26 protein-coding genes are annotated in these 19,661 nt (G+C 64.0%); 23 read left to right on the forward strand and 3 right to left on the reverse strand.

Annotated elements, in window-relative coordinates; translation table 11 throughout:
• Positions 1 to 100 precede the first annotated feature (100 nt).
• Positions 101 to 985, forward strand: a complete 885-nt coding sequence (gene ubiA, locus AC07PF_RS17980; RefSeq protein ID WP_494612772.1) for a 4-hydroxybenzoate octaprenyltransferase — start codon at positions 101 to 103, stop codon at positions 983 to 985.
• A 15-nt stretch (positions 986 to 1,000) separates the two neighbouring features.
• Here the strand turns inward: ubiA and proC are convergent, their stop codons facing one another.
• The 3 genes from proC to AC07PF_RS17995 all read right to left on the reverse strand — a co-directional run bounded on the left by proC (position 1,001) and on the right by AC07PF_RS17995 (position 4,226).
• Positions 1,001 to 1,837, reverse strand: coding sequence for a pyrroline-5-carboxylate reductase (gene proC, locus AC07PF_RS17985; protein ID WP_494612773.1), 837 nt, complete (start codon positions 1,835 to 1,837; stop codon positions 1,001 to 1,003).
• Positions 1,838 to 1,919: 82 nt separating this feature from the next.
• On the reverse strand, positions 1,920 to 3,413 hold the full coding sequence (gene glpK / locus AC07PF_RS17990) for a glycerol kinase GlpK (protein WP_494612774.1): 1,494 nt from the start codon (positions 3,411 to 3,413) through the stop codon (positions 1,920 to 1,922).
• 48 nt (positions 3,414 to 3,461) lie between these two features.
• A complete protein-coding gene (locus AC07PF_RS17995; RefSeq protein WP_494612775.1) occupies positions 3,462 to 4,226 on the reverse strand; it encodes a DeoR/GlpR family DNA-binding transcription regulator in 765 nt (254 codons plus the stop codon).
• A gap of 203 nt (positions 4,227 to 4,429) precedes the next feature.
• On the opposite strand from AC07PF_RS17995, the gene AC07PF_RS18000 reads away from it, so the two are divergent.
• From AC07PF_RS18000 to rpsD, 22 genes are all read left to right on the forward strand, one after another.
• Positions 4,430 to 5,506 carry an ABC transporter ATP-binding protein gene (locus AC07PF_RS18000; RefSeq protein WP_494606852.1) on the forward strand — a complete coding sequence of 359 codons (1,077 nt, stop codon included), beginning with the start codon at positions 4,430 to 4,432 and terminating at the stop codon, positions 5,504 to 5,506.
• A 1-nt stretch (position 5,507) separates the two neighbouring features.
• Positions 5,508 to 6,599: an ABC transporter ATP-binding protein gene (locus tag AC07PF_RS18005; RefSeq protein ID WP_007861690.1), complete on the forward strand. Its 1,092-nt coding sequence runs from the start codon at positions 5,508 to 5,510 to the stop codon at positions 6,597 to 6,599.
• Positions 6,596 to 7,492 carry a carbohydrate ABC transporter permease gene (locus tag AC07PF_RS18010; protein WP_007861691.1) on the forward strand — a complete coding sequence of 299 codons (897 nt, stop codon included), beginning with the start codon at positions 6,596 to 6,598 and terminating at the stop codon, positions 7,490 to 7,492. Before AC07PF_RS18005 ends, AC07PF_RS18010 begins: the two co-directional genes overlap by 4 nt.
• Entirely contained in the window at positions 7,485 to 8,297 is an 813-nt protein-coding gene (locus tag AC07PF_RS18015; protein WP_007861697.1) for a carbohydrate ABC transporter permease, read from the forward strand. The genes AC07PF_RS18010 and AC07PF_RS18015 overlap by 8 nt, the downstream gene beginning before the upstream one ends.
• A 12-nt stretch (positions 8,298 to 8,309) precedes the next feature.
• Entirely contained in the window at positions 8,310 to 8,618 is a 309-nt protein-coding gene (locus tag AC07PF_RS18020) for a DUF2160 domain-containing protein (RefSeq protein WP_494606855.1), read from the forward strand.
• Between the two features lie 100 nt (positions 8,619 to 8,718).
• Positions 8,719 to 10,449, forward strand: a complete 1,731-nt coding sequence (locus tag AC07PF_RS18025; RefSeq protein ID WP_007861699.1) for an ABC transporter substrate-binding protein — start codon at positions 8,719 to 8,721, stop codon at positions 10,447 to 10,449.
• A gap of 195 nt (positions 10,450 to 10,644) precedes the next feature.
• Positions 10,645 to 12,237: a glycerol-3-phosphate dehydrogenase/oxidase gene (locus tag AC07PF_RS18030; RefSeq protein WP_145697095.1), complete on the forward strand. Its 1,593-nt coding sequence runs from the start codon at positions 10,645 to 10,647 to the stop codon at positions 12,235 to 12,237.
• 194 nt (positions 12,238 to 12,431) lie between these two features.
• On the forward strand, positions 12,432 to 12,800 hold the full coding sequence (rplN, locus tag AC07PF_RS18035) for a 50S ribosomal protein L14 (protein ID WP_007861702.1): 369 nt from the start codon (positions 12,432 to 12,434) through the stop codon (positions 12,798 to 12,800).
• A 9-nt stretch (positions 12,801 to 12,809) separates the two neighbouring features.
• Positions 12,810 to 13,130, forward strand: coding sequence for a 50S ribosomal protein L24 (rplX, locus tag AC07PF_RS18040; protein ID WP_145697096.1), 321 nt, complete (start codon positions 12,810 to 12,812; stop codon positions 13,128 to 13,130).
• 9 nt (positions 13,131 to 13,139) lie between these two features.
• Entirely contained in the window at positions 13,140 to 13,679 is a 540-nt protein-coding gene (gene rplE, locus AC07PF_RS18045; protein WP_007861706.1) for a 50S ribosomal protein L5, read from the forward strand.
• A gap of 8 nt (positions 13,680 to 13,687) precedes the next feature.
• Complete coding sequence (rpsN, locus tag AC07PF_RS18050; protein WP_007861712.1) at positions 13,688 to 13,993, forward strand: 30S ribosomal protein S14; 306 nt, start codon at positions 13,688 to 13,690, stop codon at positions 13,991 to 13,993.
• Positions 13,994 to 14,013: 20 nt separating this feature from the next.
• Complete coding sequence (rpsH, locus tag AC07PF_RS18055) at positions 14,014 to 14,409, forward strand: 30S ribosomal protein S8 (protein WP_007861717.1); 396 nt, start codon at positions 14,014 to 14,016, stop codon at positions 14,407 to 14,409.
• Between the two features lie 25 nt (positions 14,410 to 14,434).
• The gene (gene rplF, locus AC07PF_RS18060; RefSeq protein ID WP_007861719.1) at positions 14,435 to 14,968 is read left to right on the forward strand and encodes a 50S ribosomal protein L6; all 534 of its coding nucleotides are present in this window, start codon (positions 14,435 to 14,437) and stop codon (positions 14,966 to 14,968) included.
• Between the two features lie 11 nt (positions 14,969 to 14,979).
• The gene (gene rplR / locus AC07PF_RS18065) at positions 14,980 to 15,345 is read left to right on the forward strand and encodes a 50S ribosomal protein L18 (protein ID WP_007861721.1); all 366 of its coding nucleotides are present in this window, start codon (positions 14,980 to 14,982) and stop codon (positions 15,343 to 15,345) included.
• 17 nt (positions 15,346 to 15,362) lie between these two features.
• Positions 15,363 to 15,881 carry a 30S ribosomal protein S5 gene (rpsE, locus tag AC07PF_RS18070; protein WP_007861723.1) on the forward strand — a complete coding sequence of 173 codons (519 nt, stop codon included), beginning with the start codon at positions 15,363 to 15,365 and terminating at the stop codon, positions 15,879 to 15,881.
• A 13-nt stretch (positions 15,882 to 15,894) separates the two neighbouring features.
• On the forward strand, positions 15,895 to 16,077 hold the full coding sequence (rpmD, locus tag AC07PF_RS18075; RefSeq protein WP_007861725.1) for a 50S ribosomal protein L30: 183 nt from the start codon (positions 15,895 to 15,897) through the stop codon (positions 16,075 to 16,077).
• 10 nt (positions 16,078 to 16,087) lie between these two features.
• Entirely contained in the window at positions 16,088 to 16,519 is a 432-nt protein-coding gene (gene rplO / locus AC07PF_RS18080; protein ID WP_007861727.1) for a 50S ribosomal protein L15, read from the forward strand.
• Positions 16,520 to 16,543: 24 nt separating this feature from the next.
• Positions 16,544 to 17,863 (forward strand): preprotein translocase subunit SecY, encoded by a 1,320-nt coding sequence (gene secY / locus AC07PF_RS18085; protein WP_007861729.1) that lies wholly within the window; start codon positions 16,544 to 16,546, stop codon positions 17,861 to 17,863.
• A gap of 147 nt (positions 17,864 to 18,010) precedes the next feature.
• The gene (gene rpmJ / locus AC07PF_RS18090; protein WP_005793651.1) at positions 18,011 to 18,124 is read left to right on the forward strand and encodes a 50S ribosomal protein L36; all 114 of its coding nucleotides are present in this window, start codon (positions 18,011 to 18,013) and stop codon (positions 18,122 to 18,124) included.
• A 23-nt stretch (positions 18,125 to 18,147) separates the two neighbouring features.
• Positions 18,148 to 18,513 (forward strand): 30S ribosomal protein S13, encoded by a 366-nt coding sequence (gene rpsM, locus AC07PF_RS18095; RefSeq protein WP_035206424.1) that lies wholly within the window; start codon positions 18,148 to 18,150, stop codon positions 18,511 to 18,513.
• Positions 18,514 to 18,531: 18 nt separating this feature from the next.
• On the forward strand, positions 18,532 to 18,936 hold the full coding sequence (gene rpsK / locus AC07PF_RS18100; protein ID WP_005793662.1) for a 30S ribosomal protein S11: 405 nt from the start codon (positions 18,532 to 18,534) through the stop codon (positions 18,934 to 18,936).
• Between the two features lie 90 nt (positions 18,937 to 19,026).
• Positions 19,027 to 19,650: a 30S ribosomal protein S4 gene (rpsD, locus tag AC07PF_RS18105; protein ID WP_007861733.1), complete on the forward strand. Its 624-nt coding sequence runs from the start codon at positions 19,027 to 19,029 to the stop codon at positions 19,648 to 19,650.
• Positions 19,651 to 19,661: the final 11 nt, after the last annotated feature.

A 19,661-nucleotide genomic window follows, 5' to 3' on the forward strand; every position in this document is an offset into this window, starting at 1 on the left:
GCCCGGGGGGCGGGGGCGGCGCAGGGGCGCGCGGCTGCTACATTCCCGGTGCCGCCCGTCCGATGGGCCAACCTCCCCCGCATTCGCCGCTTTCCTTGCCATGTCCGCACCGCCGCGCAGCCGCCTGTCCCTGTACCTCGACCTGATCCGCTGGAACCGGCCCGCCGGCTGGCTGGTCTGCCTGTGGCCCACGCTGAGCGCGCTGTGGATCGCGGCGGACGGCTTTCCGGGCTGGCACCTGCTGGCGGTGTTCATGCTCGGTACCTTTCTCATGCGCAGCGCGGGCTGCTGCGTGAACGATGTGGCCGACCGCGACTTCGACCGCCACGTCAAGCGCACGGCGGCCCGCCCCGTGACCACCGGGGCCGTTTCCGTCAAGCAGGCGCTGGCCCTGGGCGCGGTGCTGGCCCTGGTGTCCTTCGGCCTGGTGCTGACCACCAATGCGGCGGCCATCGCCTGGTCCGTGCCCGCCGTGCTGGTGGCCATTGCCTACCCGTTCACAAAGCGCATCATCGCCATGCCCCAGGCCGTGCTGGGCATCGCCTTCAACTTCGGCATCGTGATCGCCTTCGCCGCCGTGCAGGGCCAGGTGCCTGCCGTGGCCTGGTGGATGTGGCTGGGCAACCTGTTCTGGGTGCTGGCCTACGACACCGAGTACGCCATGGTCGACCGCGACGACGACCTCAAGATCGGCATCAAGACCTCGGCCATCACCCTGGGCCGCTTCGACGTGGCGGCCATCGTGCTGTTCTACCTGCTGTTCCTGGGCATCTGGGGCATGGCGCTGGCACCCTATGCCCTGGGCCCGTTGTACTGGCTGGCCACGGCCGCCGCCCTGGCCCAGGCAGTCTGGCACTGGACGCTGATCCGCGACCGCAGCCGCGAAGGCTGCTTCACCGCCTTCCGCGTCAACCACTGGCTGGGCGCCACGGTCTTTGCCGGCATTGCCGGCAGCTACCTGTTGCGCCAGCTTGCCATCAATTGAGTAGCGGGCGAGGAATTACTTGCCAAACTCATCGCCCAGTTCGTGGGCGCGGTGCTCGGCGGCTTGCATCGCACGCTCGAAAGCTTCGCCCACGCCCTCCTTTTGCATGGACTGCAGCGCCGCATAGGTCGTGCCGCCCTTGGAGGTGACGCGCTCGCGCAGCACGGCGGGCGGCTCATCCGAGCGGCGCGCCAGTTCCGAGGCGCCCACGAAAGTGCCCACGGCCAGCCGGTGGGCCTGCTCGGCCGACAGGCCCATGGCCGTGCCCGCACGCGCCATGGCTTCGAGGAAGTAGAAGACATAGGCCGGGCCCGAGCCCGACAGGGCCGTGACCGCATCGAGCTGCTTTTCGCTCTCCACCCACAGGTATTCGCCCGTGGTGGCCATGATGGCTTCCACGCTCTGGCGCTCACCCTCGGATACGCCGGGGCGGGCGTACAGCGCGCTCATGCCCTTGCCCACCAGGGCGGGGGTGTTGGGCATGGTGCGCACGATGCGCTCGCTTGCGAGCCATTGGGCGATGCTGTCCGAGCGGATGCCGGCGGCCACGCTCAGGTGCAGGGCGTCCTGCGTGTGGGCACGCGCCTGGGCGGCGGCGTCCTTGAAGGTCTGGGGCTTGACGGCCCAGACCACGATGCGGGCGCGCTGCAGGGCCGGGCCGGCCTCGGTCTGGGCGTTGATGCCGTAATTCGTGCGCAGGGCTTCACGCGCCTGTTCCCAGGGTTCGACGACCTCGATCTGGCTGGCCGGGTGGCCCTGGCGGACCAGGCCGCCGATGATGGCGCTGGCCATGTTGCCGCCGCCGATGAAGGCGATCACGGGGAGGGAAGGGGAGGCGGTGGTCTGGCTCATGGTGTGCACAACAGGGAATCAAACAGCAGGGCCATGATGGTAGCCGCACCGCCTGCGGCCCCTGTTCCTGTCTGCCCCGGGGTCACTCTGCCGTGGTCTGGCGCACGGCCCGTTCCCAGCGCTCCATCAGTTCGTGTGCACGTGCCTTGCCCAAGGTCGGCAGAAAGCGCCGTTCGGCCCGCCACAGCTGCGACAGCTCTGCCGTGCTGCCGTACACCCCGCTGGACAGGCCCGCCAGGTAGGCGGCACCCAGCGCGGTGGTCTCGATCACGGCGGGGCGCACCACCGGGATGCCCAGCAGGTCGGCCTGGAACTGCATCAGCAGGTCGTTGACACAGGCGCCGCCGTCCACGCGCAGCTCGCTCACCGGCGCGCCGCCGGCGGCCACGGCATCGCGGCTCATGGCCAGCAGCAGGGCGGCACTCTGGTAAGCGATGCTTTCGAGCGCGGCGCGTGCGATGTGGCCCAGGGTGGAGCCGCGCGTCAGCCCCGTGATGGTGCCGCGCGAGTCGGGTTTCCAGTACGGGGCGCCCAGGCCGGTGAAGGCTGGCACCATCATCACGCCGCCCGAGTCGGGCACGCTCTGGGCGAGCGACTCGACCTCGCCGCTGGTGGAGATGGCACGCAGGCCGTCGCGCAGCCACTGCACCACGGCGCCGCCGACGAAGACGCTGCCTTCCATGGCGAACTCGGTCTGCGCGCCGGCCTGGGCCGCGCTGGTGGTGAGCAGGCCGTTCTTCGAGGTCTGGAAGGTGGTGCCCGTGTGCATCAGCATGAAGCAGCCAGTGCCATAGGTGTTCTTGGCCATGCCCGCGCTGAAACACGCCTGGCCGAACAGCGCGCTCTGCTGGTCGCCTGCCACGCCGCCCACGCGGATGGCGTGGCCCAGCAGATCGGGCGCCACGTCGCAGAAGTGCGAGCTCGATGGTTGCACCTGCGGCATCAGCGATTTGGGAATGCGCAGCAGCGCCAGCAACTCGTCGTCCCACTGGTTGGTGTGCACATTGAACAGCATGGTGCGCGAGGCATTGCTCACGTCGGTCACGTGCACCTGGCCGTGCGTGAGCTGCCACATGAGCCAGCTGTCCACCGTGCCGAAGGCCAGCTCGCCACGCTCGGCCTGCGCGCGCGCGCCGGGCACATGGTCCAGCAGCCACTGCAGCTTGGTGCCCGAAAAATAGGCATCGATGAGCAGGCCGGTCTTGGCCTGGATGGTCGCGGCCTTGCCCTGCTCGCGCAACTGGGCGCAGGCGGGCTCGGCCCGGCGGTCCTGCCAGACGATGGCATGGTGCACGGGCTGGCCGGTCTGGCGGTTCCACAGCACCGTGGTTTCGCGCTGGTTGGTGATGCCCACGGCGCGGATGGCGCTGGCCTTTAGGTTCGCCTTCTCCAGTGCCTCGCGGGCCGTGGCCAGCTGCGTGCGCCAGATCTCCATCGGGTCGTGCTCCACCCAGCCGGGCTGGGGGTAGATCTGCGGCAGCTCGCGCTGGGCCTGGGCCACGATGTGGCCCTGCTCGTCGAAGACGATGCTGCGGGAGCTGGAAGTGCCTTGGTCGAGTGCGAGCAGGTAGGTCATGGCGGGCAAGGATAAGTCAGGCGGGGTGCAGCCAGGCGCTGCGCGGGATCAGGCGGCGACGGTGCAGATGACCTCGGCGTCCTGGAGCAATACGGGAAAGGGCTCGGGCGGCGGCGCATCGGTGAACAGCCGGTCGATCTGCTGCAGCGTGGCCAGTTGCACCATGGCCGGGCGGTTGAACTTGCTCTGGTCGGCCGCCAGCCAGACCTCGCGCGACTGGGCAATGATGGTCTGCGCCACCTTCACCTCGCGGTAGTCGAAATCGCGCAGCGAGCCATCGGGCTCGATGCCCGAGATGCCGATGAGCGCGATGTCCACGCGGAACTGGCGGATGAAGTCCACCGCCGCCTCGCCCACGATGCCGCGGTCGCGCGCACGCACCACGCCGCCGGCCACGATCACCTCGCACTCGGGGTTGCCGCTCAGGATGGCGGCCACGTTCAGGTTGTTGGTGATCACGCGCAGCCCGCGGTGGTGCAGCAGCGCCTTGGCAATGGCCTCGGTGGTGGTGCCGATGTTCAGGATCAGCGAGCAGTCGTTGGGCATCTGCTCGGCCACGGCGCGTGCGATGCGCGCCTTGCCCTCGGCATGCAGGGTTTCGCGCTGGGTGTGGGCCAGGTTCTCCACGGTGGAGCTGGGCACGCGCACGCCGCCATGGAAGCGCGTGAGCAGGCCCGATTCGGCCAGGCGCTGCACGTCGCGGCGCACCGTCTGCAGGGTCACGCCCAGGGTCTCGGCCAGCTGTTCGACGCTGGCGGACTTGCGCGCGCGCACTTCTTCAAGGAGCAGGAGTTGTCGGGGGTTCGTATTCACGCGGTCAAGGCAGCAAGAAAGAAGCCAGAAGGAAGCGCCTACTTTAAATGGAACAAAAAGGAACCCATTAAGGGTAAACCTTGATTTGAAACGATCACAAAAGAACAAGAATGAACGCAATCGAAAACAAACGACCGCTGTGCGCCTGCGCCGGCGGTTTGGCATAACAGGCCCCGTGGGGGCACTACGGAAAGGCATGCGGGATGCAGCTGGCACTGGACAGCATCAGCAAGAGGGTGGGGGCGCAGACCTGGCTCCATGACATGAGCATGGCGCTGCACAGCGGCGCCGTGACGGTGCTGCTGGGCGCCACGCAGGCCGGCAAGACCAGCCTGATGCGCATCATGGCCGGGCTCGATACACCCACCGCCGGCAGCGTGCGGGTGGACGGTGCCGACGTGACCGGCATGCCGGTGCGCGAGCGCAACGTGGCCATGGTCTACCAGCAGTTCATCAACTACCCCTCGATGAAGGTGGCCGACAACATCGCCTCGCCGCTCAAGCTGCGCGGCGAAAAGAACATCGATGCCCGGGTGCGCGAGATCGCTGCCCGCCTGCACATCGAGATGTTCCTGGACCGCTACCCGGCCGAGCTCTCGGGCGGCCAGCAGCAGCGCGTGGCGCTGGCGCGGGCCCTGGCCAAGGGCGCACCGCTGATGCTGCTCGACGAGCCGCTGGTGAACCTGGACTACAAGCTGCGCGAGGAACTGCGCGAGGAGCTGACCCAGCTGTTCGCGGCCGGCCAGTCCACCGTGGTGTATGCCACCACCGAGCCGGCCGAAGCCCTGCTGCTCGGGGGCTACACCGCCGTGCTCGACGAGGGCCGGCTGCTGCAGTACGGCCCCACGGCCGAGGTCTTCCATGCGCCCAACTCGCTGCGCGTGGCGCGTGCCTTCAGCGACCCGCCGATGAACCTGGTCGCCGCCACCGTGGCTGCGCAGGGTGTGCAGCTGCAGGGCGGGGCGATGCTCGCCATCCCGCTGCCCCAGGGCACGCCGGCCGGCGCCGTCACCGTGGGCGTGCGCGCCAGTGCGTTGCGCGTGCAGGCCCGTCCTGGCGACGTGAGCGTGAGCGGCACGGTGGAGCTGGCCGAGATCTCGGGCTCCGACACCTTCGTGCACGCCTCCACCCCCTGGGGGGACCTGGTGGCGCAGCTCACCGGAGTGCATTACTTTGAACTGGGCACGCCCCTGGCGCTGCACCTGGACCCGGCACAGGCCTATGTGTTCGGTGCCGATGGCCGGCTGGTGTGGGCGCCCGCGCGCCTGGGAGGGCGTTGAGATGGCACGTATCAGCCTGGACCTGGCGCATTCCTACAAGCCCAATCCGCAGCAGGACGGCGACTACGCGCTGCTGCCCCTGAAGATGGAGTTCGAGGACGGCGGCGCCTATGCGCTGCTCGGCCCCTCGGGCTGCGGCAAGACGACCATGCTCAACATCATGTCGGGCCTGCTCGTGCCCTCGCATGGCAAGGTGCTGTTCGATGGCCGCGACGTGACGCGCGCCAGCCCGCAGGAGCGCAACATCGCCCAGGTGTTCCAGTTCCCCGTGATCTACGACACCATGACGGTGGCCGAGAACCTGGCCTTTCCGCTGCGCAACCGCAAGGTGCCCGAGGACCAGATCAAGCAGCGCGTGGGCGCCATCGCCGAGATGCTGGAGATGAGCGGCCAGCTCAACCAGCGCGCGGCGGGCCTGGCGGCCGACGCCAAGCAGAAGATCTCGCTGGGCCGCGGCCTGGTGCGCTCCGACGTGGCGGCCGTGCTGTTCGACGAGCCGCTCACGGTGATCGACCCGCACCTCAAGTGGCAACTGCGCCGCAAGCTCAAGCAGATCCACCACGAGCTCAAGCTCACGCTGATCTATGTGACGCACGACCAGGTCGAGGCACTGACCTTTGCCGACCAGGTGGTGGTGATGACGCGCGGCCGCGCCGTGCAGGTGGGCTCGGCCGATGCGCTGTTCGAGCGCCCGGCGCACGTCTTCGTGGGCCATTTCATCGGTTCGCCGGGCATGAATTTCCTGCCCGCGCAGCGCGACGGCACGAACCTGTCGGTGGCCGGGCACCGCCTGTCGGTACCCGTAGGCCGCACGCTGCCCGAAGGCCCCCTGCAGGTCGGCATACGGCCGGAGTACCTGGCCCTGGCGCAGCCCGAGGAGGCTGGTGCGCTGCCCTGCACGGTGGTGCAGGTGCAGGACATCGGGACCTACCTGATGCTCACCGCCAAGGTGGGCGAGCACACGCTCAAGGCGCGCTTTGTGCCCGAAACCCGCCTGCCATCGGCCGGCGACACGGCGTGGCTGCAGGTGCTGGGCACGCACACCTGCTTCTACCAGAACGAACAATTGCTGGCCGCGGAGGTCACCCCATGAGCACCACGACCAAGCCCGTGAACCAGAAGGCCTGGTTCCTGATCCTGCCGGTGATCCTGTGCGTGGCCTTCTCGGCCATCCTGCCGCTGATGACGGTGGTGAACTACTCGGTGCAGGACATCATCTCGCCCGAGCGGCGCGTGTTTGTCGGCACCGAATGGTTTGCCGCCGTGATGCGCGACGAGGAGCTGCACGCCGCGCTGTGGCGCCAGATCACCTTCTCGCTGGCGGTGCTGGCCGTGGAGATCCCGCTGGGCATCATGCTGGCGCTGTCCATGCCCGCGCAGGGCTGGAAGTCATCGGCCGTGCTGGTGGTGGTGGCCCTGTCGCTGCTGATCCCCTGGAACGTGGTGGGCACCATCTGGCAGATCTACGGCCGGGCCGACATCGGGCTCATGGGCCGCATGCTGCAGGTGATGGGCATCGAGTACAGCTACACCGGCAATGCCACGCAGGCCTGGCTGACGGTGCTGCTGATGGACGTCTGGCACTGGACGCCGCTGGTGGCGCTGCTGGCCTTCGCCGGCCTGCGTTCCATCCCCGACGCCTACTACCAGGCCGCCCGCATCGACGGTGCCAGCAAGTTCGCGGTGTTCCGCTACATCCAGCTGCCCAAGATGCGCGGCGTGCTCATGATCGCGGTGCTGCTGCGCTTCATGGACAGCTTCATGATCTACACCGAGCCCTTCGTGCTCACAGGCGGCGGGCCGGGCAATGCCACCACCTTCCTGAGCCAGTACCTGACGACCAAGGCCGTGGGCCAGTTCGACCTGGGCCCTGCCGCAGCGTTCTCGCTGATCTATTTCTTCATCATCCTGCTGCTGTGCTTCATCCTCTACAACTGGATGCAGCGCGTGGGCACCGCCAGCAACGAAGGGGCCGGCCATGAATGAAAAGCGCTTTCACAAGCGGTCGCTGTTCCTGGCGGCCTACCTGGTGTTCGCCGTGCTGCCCATCTACTGGATGGTCAACATGAGCTTCAAGACGAACGCGGAGATCCTCTCCACGTTCTCGTTCTTCCCCCAGCACTTCACCTGGGACAACTACAAGACCATCTTCACCGACGAGTCCTGGTACTCGGGCTACATCAACAGCCTGATCTACGTGGGCATCAACACGGTGATCTCGCTCACCGTGGCGCTGCCGGCGGCCTATGCCTTCTCGCGCTACCAGTTCATGGGCGACAAGCATGTGTTCTTCTGGCTCCTGACCAACCGCATGACGCCACCGGCCGTGTTCCTGCTGCCCTTCTTCCAGCTGTACACCACCGTGGGCCTGATGGACACGCACATCGCCGTGGCGCTGGCGCACCTCTTGTTCAACGTGCCGCTGGCGGTGTGGATCCTGGAGGGCTTCATGAGCGGCATCCCGCGCGAGATCGACGAGACGGCCTACATCGACGGCTACAGCTTCCCGCGCTTCTTCGTCACCATCTTCCTGCCGCTGATCAAGGCCGGCGTGGGCGTGGCGGCGTTCTTCTGCTTCATGTTCAGCTGGGTGGAACTGCTGCTGGCGCGCACGCTGACCAGCGTCAACGCTAAACCCATCGTGGCCACCATGACGCGCACCGTGAGCGCCTCGGGCATGGACTGGGCGACGCTGGCCGCGGCCGGCGTGCTCACCATCGTGCCGGGCGCCATCGTGATCTGGTTTGTGCGGCACTACATCGCGAAGGGTTTCGCGATGGGCCGGGTGTAAGGAGGTATCGACATGTTCGAGTGGATGGCCTGGACCCTGCCCGTGGCGGTGTTCTTCACGTGCATCGTGCTGATGCTGATCGGCATGGCGGTGTGGGAAGTGAAATCCCCCACCACCCTGCGCAAGGGCTTCCTGCCCCTGGAGACGACGCGCGGCGACCGCCTGTTCATCGGGCTGCTCTCGGCAGCCTACGTGAACCTGATCTTTGTGGGCGTGAGCGGCAAGCTCGCGCAATGGTTCGGGCTGGGCGAGGACCCCTCGATCTGGTTCAGCTTCGTGCTGTCCATGCTGCTGCTGGCGCTGGTCATGCGCAAGGGCTGACAGCGCCTGGAAATGTTCCCGTTGCACGGCTCAACCCTTCCCCGGAGCCGGGCGACCCATGTGCATCCAAAGGGGAGTGATTAATGAGGAGACAGGCACTATGAAGACGCGGTATACAGCGCTGGCACTGGCGGTAGCGGTCCTGGCCGGGCAGTCGGCCATGGCCGGCGAGGCCGAAGCCAAGAAGTGGATCGACAGCGAGTTCCAGCCCTCCACGCTGAGCAAGGACCAGCAGATGGCCGAGATGAAGTGGTTCATCGAGGCGGCCAAGAAGCTCCAGGGCAAGGGGGTCAAGGAGATCTCCGTGGTCTCCGAGACCATCACCACCCACGAATACGAATCCAAGACCCTGGCCAAGGCCTTCGAGGAAATCACCGGCATCAAGGTCAAGCATGACCTGATCCAGGAAGGCGACGTGGTCGAGAAGCTGCAGACCTCGATGCAGTCGGGCAAGTCGATCTACGACGGCTGGATCTCGGACTCGGACCTGATCGGTACCCACTACCGCTATGGCAAGGTCATGAGCCTGACCGACTACATGGGCGGTACGGGCAAGGAATACACCAACCCGGGCCTGGACCTCAAGGACTTCATCGGCACCAAGTTCACCACGGCGCCCGATGGCAAGCTCTACCAGTTGCCCGACCAGCAGTTCGCCAACCTCTACTGGTTCCGCGCCGACCTGTTCGACCGCAAGGACATCAAGGACAAGTTCAAGGCCAAGTACGGCTACGACCTGGGCGTGCCGCTCAACTGGAGCGCCTACGAGGACATCGCCGAGTTCTTCACCAACGACGTGAAGAACATCGACGGCAAGCCGATCTACGGCCACATGGACTACGGCAAGAAGGACCCCTCGCTGGGCTGGCGCTTCACCGATGCCTGGCTGTCCATGGCCGGCACGGCCGACATCGGTGCGCCCAACGGCCTGCCGATCGACGAATGGGGCATCCGCGTGGCCGACGACAAGTGCACGCCCGTGGGCGCCTCGGTGGCCCGCGGTGGCGCGACCAACTCGCCTGCCGCCGTCTATGCGCTGACCAAGTACGTGGACTGGATGAAGAAGTACGCGCCCAAGGAAGCCACGGGCATGACCTTTGGCGAAGCCGGCCCCGTGCCCGCCCAGGGCCAGATCGCGCAGCAGATCTTCTGGTACACCGCCTTCACGGCCGACATGACCAAGCCCGGCCTGCCCGTGGTGAACGCCGACGGCACGCCCAAGTGGCGCATGGCCCCTGGCCCGAACGGCCCCTACTGGAAGCAGGGCATGCAGAACGGCTACCAGGACGTGGGTTCCTGGACCTTCTTCAAGGACCACGATGCCAACAAGACCGCTGCCGCCTGGCTGTACGCCCAGTTCGTGACGGCCAAGACCACCTCGCTCAAGAAGACCCTGGTGGGCCTGACCCCGATCCGCGAAAGCGACATCCAGTCCAAGGCCATGACGGACGCCGCGCCCAAGCTCGGCGGCCTGGTGGAGTTCTACCGCAGCCCGGCGCGCGTGGCCTGGTCGCCCACCGGCACCAACGTGCCCGACTACCCCAAGCTGGCCCAGCTGTGGTGGAAGAACGTGGCCCAGGCGGTCACCGGTGAGAAGACGCCCCAGGGCGCGATGGACACGCTGGCCGACGAGATGGACCAGGTGATGGCCCGCCTCGAACGCGCCGGCATGGCCAAGTGCGCGCCCAAGCTCAATCCCAAGAGCGCGCCCACCAAGTGGCTGAGCGACAAGCAGGCCCCATGGGCCAAGTTGGCCAACGAGAAGCCGAAGGGCGAAACCATTGCCTACGACAAGCTGCTGCAGGCCTGGAAGGACGGCAAGGCGCGCTGAGCGGCTGCCAGTCCAGGGAGGCCGGCCTTTCTCTCCATGTACATAGCTAGCCAGGAGAGGAGGGCGCAGGCCCCCGTTTCTTTCCCTCGAACCTGCGGCGGCGGATGGTCCACAAGGCCAATCCCGCTCCGCAGGTGTCAAGAATTTCAGGGTTAACCCTAGGCCCAACCCCGTGCCTGTGGACAATCGCTACCTATGACCCACGTTTCTTCCCCCCTGCCCACGCGGCGCTCCGATCTCCTCGACCGCCTTGCCGAACCCCGCCAGTACGACCTGGCCGTGATCGGAGGCGGTGCGACGGGCCTGGGCGTGGCGCTGGACGCGGCGGCCCGGGGCTTCAGCGTGGTGCTGGTCGATTCGCACGATTTCGCCAAAGGAACCTCCTCGCGTGCCACCAAACTGGTGCACGGGGGCGTGCGCTACCTGGCCCAGGGCAACATCGCGCTGGTGCGCGAGGCCCTGCACGAGCGCACCACGCTGCTGAACAATGCCCCCCATCTGGCCCAGCCGCTGGCCTTCGTGATGCCGTCCTACAAGGCCTGGGAGACGCCGTTCTACGGCATCGGCCTGATGATGTACGACGCCCTCGCGGGCAAGGCAGGCCTCGGGTCCACCCAGTTCCTGGGCCGTGCCAAGACCCTGCAATGCCTGCCCAATGCGCGCCAGGACGGGCTCAAGGGCGGCGTGAAATACTGGGATGGCCAGTTCGACGATGCCCGCCTGGCCCTGGCACTGGCCCGCACGGCCGCCACCAAGGGTGCGCTGCTGGTGAACTACTGCCCGGCGACTTCCCTGGTCCATGAAAACGGCAAGGTGGCGGGTTTCGTCTGCGAAGACAGCGCCAGCGGCCGCCAGTTCACCGTGCGCGCCAAGGCTGTGGTCAACGCCACCGGTGTCTGGGTGGATGCCCTGCGCCAGATGGACGGCGAGGCCATCGGCCGCCCGGTCAAGCCCATCGTGGCGCCCAGCCAGGGCGTGCACATCGTGGTGGACCGCGAATTCCTGCCCTCCGACCACGCCCTGATGGTGCCCAAGACGGCCGATGGCCGGGTGCTGTTTGCCGTGCCGTGGCTGGGCAAGCTCATCCTGGGCACCACCGACAGCCCGCGCCAGGATGTGGTGCGCGAACCCCTGGCCTTCAAGGAAGAGGTGGCCTTCATCCTCGACGAGGCCGCCCGCTACCTGACCCGCGCCCCCCAGGCGGCCGACATCCGCAGCATCTGGGTGGGCCTGCGCCCCCTGGTCAAGCCGCAGGACGATGACGGCGACAACACCAAGAAGATCAGCCGCGAGCACACCGTGCTGGCCAGCCGCAGCGGCCTGGTGACGGTGACCGGCGGCAAATGGACCACCTACCGTGCCATGGCCGAGGATGTGTTGCAAAAATGCTTCACTGTCGGCCTGCTGCCGGACAAGGCCGCTGGCGTCACCAACCGCCTGCCCCTGGTGGGCACGCCCGCCGAACCGGTGCGCCACCGTATCAGCGACGCCCAGGGCCTGCATTCCTACGGCAGCGAAGCCGCCGTCGTGCGCGAGCTGCAGGGCGCCGGGGTGGACCTGGGTGGCGGATTGACCGAGGCCATGGTGCGCTTTGCCGCCCGCCATGAATACGCCTGCACGGTGGAAGACGTGCTGGCGCGCCGCTCACGCATGCTGTTCCTGGACGCCCGCCAGGCCATCGCCACTGCCCCCCTGGTGGCAGCCCTCCTGCAGGAAGAACTGGGCACCGATCCACAACTGGATGCGTTTTTGTCACTGGCCGACCAGTATTTGCACGCTCCAGTGTGATAGGCGCTTGACTTCGGGTTTCCCCTTTGCAATAATCGAGGGCTTCGCGTTTCCTACGTGAAGTTTCTGCCCAGCGGGAAGTGCTGCAAATGGTTTGCGGTGCGGACGACGGGCCCAAGACTGACTGGCTGATCTGCAGCCCTTGAGAAGTTCTCTGGGGCCGTGGTCTTCTGGTGCAAGTTGGGAATATTGAAATGATCCAGACAGAATCTCGGTTAGAGGTTGCCGACAATACCGGCGCCAAGTCCGTCCTTTGCATCAAGGTGCTGGGTGGCTCGAAGCGTCGCTATGCAAGCGTTGGCGACATCATCAAAGTGAGCATCAAAGAAGCCGCTCCGCGTGGCCGCGTCAAAAAAGGCGAGGTTTACAGCGCAGTGGTCGTTCGCACCGCAAAGGGCATCCGCCGCGGTGACGGCTCGCTCGTCAAATTCGATGGCAACGCTGCAGTGTTGCTGAATGCAAAGTTGGAGCCTATCGGCACCCGCATCTTTGGACCCGTGACGCGTGAACTGCGTACCGAGAAGTTCATGAAGATCGTGTCCCTGGCTCCTGAAGTTCTCTAAGGACGCGCCATGAACAAGATTCGCAAGGGCGACGAAATCATCGTGCTGACCGGGCGCGACAAGGGCAAGCGCGGCACGGTGTCGCTGCGCAAGGATGACTCCTACCTCGTCATCGACGGCATCAATTTGGTCAAGAAGCACGCCAAGCCGAACCCCATGAAGGGTACGACGGGCGGCATCGTGGAAAAGGCAATGCCCATCCATCAGTCCAACGTTGCCATCTTCAATGCGGCCACCGGCAAGGCTGACCGCGTGGGCATCAAGGTGCAGGCTGACGGCGCGCGTGTTCGCGTGTTCAAGTCCAGCGGCGCCGAAATCAAGGCGGCCTAAGGGGCAAACATGGCACGACTCCAAGAAATCTACCGCGACAAGATCGCTCCCGAACTGACCAAGCAGTTCGGCTACACCTCGCCCATGCAGGTCCCCCGTCTGACCAAGATCACGCTCAACATGGGCGTGAGCGAGGCAGTCTCGGACAAGAAGGTGATGGACAACGCTGTGGCTGACCTGACCAAGATCGCTGGTCAGAAGCCTGTGGTGACCAAGGCCAAGAAGGCTATCGCCGGTTTCAAGATCCGCGAAGGCCAAGCCATCGGTTGCATGGTCACGCTGCGTGGCGTGCAGATGTATGAGTTCCTGGACCGTTTCGTGACCGTGGCTCTGCCCCGCGTTCGTGACTTCCGTGGTATCTCCGGTCGCGCTTTCGACGGCCGTGGCAACTACAACATCGGCGTCAAGGAACAGATCATTTTCCCTGAAATTGAGTACGACAAGGTCGACGCCCTGCGCGGTCTCAATATCAGCATCACCACGACGGCCAGGTCCGACGAAGAAGCCAAGGCTCTTCTGGCTGGTTTCCGTTTCCCGTTCAAGAACTGAGGCAGGGTATGGCTAAAGTAGCTTTGATCCAGCGCGAACTGAAGCGCGAAAAACTGGCCGCCAAGTACGCAACGAAGTATGCGGAACTGAAGGCGATCGCCGGTGACGCCAAGCGCAGCGATGAAGAGCGTGATGCAGCCCGCCTGGGCCTGCAGAAGCTTCCACGCAACGCGAACCCCACGCGCCAGCGCAACCGTTGCGAAATCACCGGTCGCCCACGCGGTACCTTCCGTCAATTCGGTCTGGCCCGCGCCAAGATCCGTGAACTGGCTTTTGCAGGCGACATCCCCGGTGTCACCAAGGCCAGCTGGTAAGCAGGCAGGAGAATTACAACATGAGCATGAGTGATCCTATCGCTGACTTGCTGACCCGCATCCGTAATGCACAGATGGTCGCCAAGGCCACGGTTCTGGTGCCTTCTTCCAAAGTGAAGATTGCCATCGCCCAGGTGCTGAAGGACGAGGGTTATATCGACGGATTCCAGGTCAAGACCGAATCCGGCAAGTCCGAACTCGAAATCTCCCTGAAGTACTACGCTGGTCGTCCGGTGATTGAGCGCATCGAGCGCGTCAGCCGCCCTGGCCTGCGTGTGTACAAGGGCCATGATTCCATTCCACAAGTCATGAACGGTCTGGGTGTGGCAATTGTCACGACGCCCAAGGGCGTGATGACCGATCGCAAGGCGCGTGCTACCGGTGTCGGTGGCGAAGTGCTCTGCTACGTGGCCTAACCCGCGGCATTGAGGAGAAACTGAAATGTCCCGAGTAGGAAAAATGCCCGTGACCATCCCCGCAGGCGTGGATGTGTCCGTTAAAGATGACCAGATCTCCGTCAAGGGGACTGGTGGTTCGCTGTCGCTGGCGCAGAACGTGCTGGTGAAGGTGTCGAGCAACGACGGCAAGCTCAGCTTTGAGCCCGTCAACGACTCCCGCGAAGCCAATGCCATGAGCGGAACGATCCGCCAGCTGGTCAACAACATGGTTGTTGGCGTGAGCAAGGGCTTCGAAAAGAAGCTGACCCTGATCGGTGTGGGCTACAAGGCCGCCGCATCCGGTGCCAAGCTCAACCTGGCTGTCGGTTATTCGCACCCCGTCAACATCGAGATGCCTGCTGGCATCACGGTGGCCACCCCCACGCCCACGGAAGTGGTCGTGAAGGGCGCCGACCGCCAACGTGTTGGCCAAATTGCCGCTGAGATCCGTGCTGTTCGTCCACCCGAGCCCTACAAGGGCAAGGGCATCCGCTATGCGGACGAGAAGATCACGATCAAAGAGACCAAGAAGAAGTAAGGAGCTGCAGCATGTTGACCAAGAAAGAGCAGCGTCTTCGTCGTTCGCGCCAGACCCGCATCCGCATTGCACAGCAAGGCGTGGCCCGTCTGACCGTGAACCGCACGAATCTCCATATCTACGCCAGCGTCATCTCCGGCGACGGCAGCAAGGTGTTGGCCAGTGCCTCCACCGCAGAAGCCGATGTGCGCAAGGAACTCGGTGGTTCGGGCAAGGGTGGCAATGCCGCCGCTGCCACGGCCATCGGCAAGCGCATTGCTGAAAAGGCAAAGGCAGCTGGCGTCGAGAAGGTTGCATTTGATCGCTCAGGCTTTGCGTACCACGGTCGCGTCAAGGCTTTGGCCGACGCAGCCCGTGAAGCTGGCCTGCAGTTCTAAGCGGAGCGGAATACAAAATGGCTAAATTTCAACCCAAAGTGCAAGACGAAGGTCGTGACGACGGTCTGCGCGAAAAAATGATCGCGGTCAACCGCGTGACCAAAGTCGTGAAGGGCGGCCGTATCCTCGGTTTCGCTGCACTGACTGTGGTCGGCGACGGTGATGGCCGCGTAGGCATGGGCAAGGGCAAGTCCAAGGAAGTGCCTGCTGCAGTGCAAAAGGCAATGGAAGAAGCTCGCCGCAACATGGTGAAGGTCTCGCTGAAGAACGGCACGATCTTCCACAATGTGACCGGCCACCACGGCGCTGCCGTTGTGATGATGGCTCCCGCTCCCAAGGGTACCGGTATCATCGCCGGCGGCCCAATGCGCGCTGTCTTCGAAGTGCTGGGCGTGACCGACATCGTGGCCAAGAGCCATGGTTCGTCCAATCCCTACAACATGGTCCGCGCCACTTTTGACGCCCTGGTGAACTCCACGACGCCTTCGCAAGTGGCAGCCAAGCGCGGCAAAGCGGTCGAAGACATCTTCGCCTGATTGGAAGCTGTAAATGACTACGCAACAAACCGTCAAGATTCAACTGGTGCGCAGCCCTATCGGCACCAAGGAATCGCACCGCGCCACCGTCCGTGGCCTGGGTCTGCGCAAGCTGAACAGTGTCAGCGAACTGCAGGACTCGCCCGAAGTGCGCGGCATGATTAACAAGATCAGCTATCTGGTCAAAGTCCTCTGAGAGATAGATCATGGAACTCAATAGCATCAAGCCCGCAGACGGCGCCAAGCATGCCAAGCGCCGTGTAGGCCGCGGTATCGGCTCCGGTCTGGGCAAGACCGCTGGCCGTGGTCACAAGGGTCAGAAGTCGCGTTCGGGTGGCTACCACAAGGTCGGTTTCGAAGGCGGTCAAATGCCTCTGCAACGTCGCCTGCCCAAGCGTGGCTTCAAGTCGCAATCGCTCAAGTTCAATGCCGAAGTCACGCTGACCGATCTGGACAAGCTGGGCCTGGCCGAAGTGGACGTGCTTGCCTTGAAGCAAGCCGGCCTGATCGGCGAGCTGGCCAAGGTGGTCAAGGTCATCAAGAGCGGTGCTCTGTCCAAGGCTGTCAAGCTGACGGGCGTGGGCGCTACTGCAGGTGCCAAGGCGGCTATCGAAGCTGCTGGCGGCAGCCTGGCCTGATTTTGGATCTGAAAGAAGGTACCTGTGGCTACTAGCGCGGCTCAAATTGCAAAAACCGGCAAGTTCGGCGACCTGCGTCGTCGCCTGGTTTTTCTGTTGCTTGCGCTGGTCGTGTACCGCATCGGGGCGCATATCCCCGTGCCCGGTATCGACCCAGCCCAACTTCAGCAGCTTTTCAGCGGCCAGCAAGGCGGCATCCTGAACCTGTTCAACATGTTCTCGGGTGGAGCGCTCTCGCGCTTTACCGTCTTTGCACTGGGGATCATGCCGTACATCTCGGCATCGATCATCATGCAACTGATGACCTACGTGGTCCCGACATTCGAGCAGCTGAAGAAGGAAGGCGAGTCCGGCCGCAGGAAGATCACCCAGTACACGCGCTACGGCACGCTGGGCCTGGCCATTTTCCAGTCGCTCGGCATTGCCGTGGCACTGGAGAGCTCGGCCGGCCTGGTGCTGAGCCCCGGCATGGGTTTTCGCATCACGGCCATGGTCAGCCTGACGGCTGGCACCATGTTCCTGATGTGGCTCGGTGAGCAGATCACGGAACGTGGTCTTGGCAACGGTATCTCGATCCTGATCTTTGCAGGTATCGCGGCCGGTCTGCCAAGCTCCATCGGTGGCCTGCTGGAGCTGGTGCGCACGGGTGCGATGAGCATTCTGGCAGCCATCTTCATCGTGCTGGTGGTTGCTGCGGTGACCTACTTCGTGGTGTATGTGGAACGTGGCCAGCGCAAGATCCTCGTGAACTATGCGCGTCGGCAGGTGGGGAACAAGGTCTATGGTGGTCAATCGTCCCACCTGCCCTTGAAGCTGAACATGGCAGGTGTGATTCCTCCCATCTTCGCTTCGTCCATCATCCTGCTGCCAGCCACCGTGGTGAACTGGTTCAGTGCCGGAGAGTCGATGCGCTGGTTGCGCGACATCTCTTCCGCCCTGACGCCTGGTCAGCCGGTGTACGTGATGTTCTATGCCGCTGCGATCATCTTCTTCTGCTTCTTCTACACGGCGCTGGTCTTCAACAGCCGTGAAACGGCAGACAACCTGAAGAAGAGCGGTGCGTTCATTCCCGGGATCCGTCCCGGTGAACAGACGGCCCGTTATATCGACAAGATTCTTGTGCGACTGACACTGGCGGGGGCGGTTTACATCACCTTCGTCTGCCTGCTGCCCGAGTTCTTGATCCTGAAGTACAACGTACCGTTTTACTTTGGTGGAACTTCGCTGTTGATCATCGTGGTGGTGACCATGGACTTCATGGCCCAGGTGCAGAACTACATGATGTCGCAACAGTATGAGTCGCTGCTCAAGAAAGCCAATTTCAAAGGCAATCAGGGCGGTTGACGGGTTGGAAGGGCCTGGGCGCACAGCGCGCCTGGTCCCCGAAAGCAAGGTTTAGGTTAGTTGGCGCCCCACGATTCTGTAGCGGGCACAAAAATTGTGTTCCGTGCAAGATAGCCGGGACGGATGGAAAAGTTTTAGGAGAATGCAATGAGAGTTTCGGCTTCGGTCAAAAAAATCTGCCGCAACTGCAAGATCATCCGCCGCAAGGGTGTGGTGCGCGTGATCTGCACGGATCTGCGTCACAAGCAGCGCCAGGGTTGATTGGAAAGTATTAGAGGACGCATATGGCACGTATCGCTGGCATCAACATTCCGCCCCACAAGCACGCGGAAATCGGTTTGACCTCCATTTTTGGAATTGGTCGCACACGCGCTCGCAAGATTTGCGAAGCCACCGGCATCGCTTACTCCAAGAAGATCAAGGATCTGACGGACAGCGACCTGGAAAAAATTCGCGAGCAGATCGAGCAATTCACCATCGAAGGTGATCTGCGCCGCGAAACCACCATGAACATCAAGCGTTTGATGGACATTGGCTGCTACCGTGGTTTCCGCCATCGTCGTGGTCTGCCGATGCGTGGTCAGCGTACCCGTACCAATGCACGCACCCGCAAGGGCCCGCGCAAGGGTGCTGCTGCACTGAAGAAATAAAGAGATTGAAAGATCAATATGGCCAAGTCTCCAGCCAATAACGCAGCACAGCGCGTTCGCAAGAAGGTTCGCAAGAACGTGTCGGACGGCATTGCCCACGTGCATGCTTCGTTCAACAACACGATCATCACGATCACGGACCGCCAGGGCAACGCCCTGTCGTGGGCCTCGTCGGGTGGCCAGGGCTTCAAGGGCTCGCGCAAGTCCACGCCTTTCGCAGCCCAGGTGGCTTCGGAAGTGGCTGGCCGCGCCGCCATCGACCAAGGCATCAAGAACCTGGACGTCGAGATCAAGGGCCCAGGTCCTGGTCGCGAATCCTCGGTGCGCGCACTGGGTGCCCTGGGCATCCGCATCACGTCGATCTCCGATGTGACGCCGGTCCCGCACAACGGCTGCCGCCCTCAAAAGCGCCGTCGTATCTAATTTTCACAAGCCCACCGCCGCCTGCGTACGCGAGAGCGACACAGGCGGCTCCCGCAATGGTTTGCGGTAGATGACATAAAGGAAGTTCAAGTGGCACGTTACCTCGGCCCCAAGGCCAAACTCTCCCGCCGTGAAGGCACCGACCTGTTCCTCAAGAGCGCCCGTCGCTCCATTGCGGACAAGTGCAAGTTCGACTCCAAGCCTGGTCAGCACGGCCGCACCTCCGGTGCCCGCACGTCCGACTACGGCCTGCAGCTGCGCGAAAAGCAGAAGGTCAAGCGCATGTACGGCATCCTGGAAAAGCAGTTCCGCCGCTACTTCGAGACCGCTGACAGCCGCAAGGGCAACACCGGTGCCAACCTGCTGTTCCTGCTGGAATCGCGTCTGGACAACGTCGTGTACCGCATGGGCTTCGGCTCCACGCGTGCAGAAGCCCGCCAGCTGGTGTCGCATTGCGCCATCACGGTGAACGGCAAGCCCGTCAACATCCCTTCGTACCTGGTCAAGGTCGGTGATGTCGTGGCCGTGCGCGAAAAGTCCAAGAAGCAGAACCGCATCGTCGAAGCACTGCAACTGGCTGCACAGGTCGGTATCCCCGCCTGGGTGGACGTCAATGCCGACAAGGCAGAAGGCGTGTTCAAGAAGGTGCCTGACCGCGACGAATTCGGTGCCGACATCAACGAATCGCTGATCGTTGAGTTGTACTCGCGCTAATCGCTAGTTCG

This window comes from Acidovorax sp. GW821-FHT10A04 (assembly GCF_059415825.1).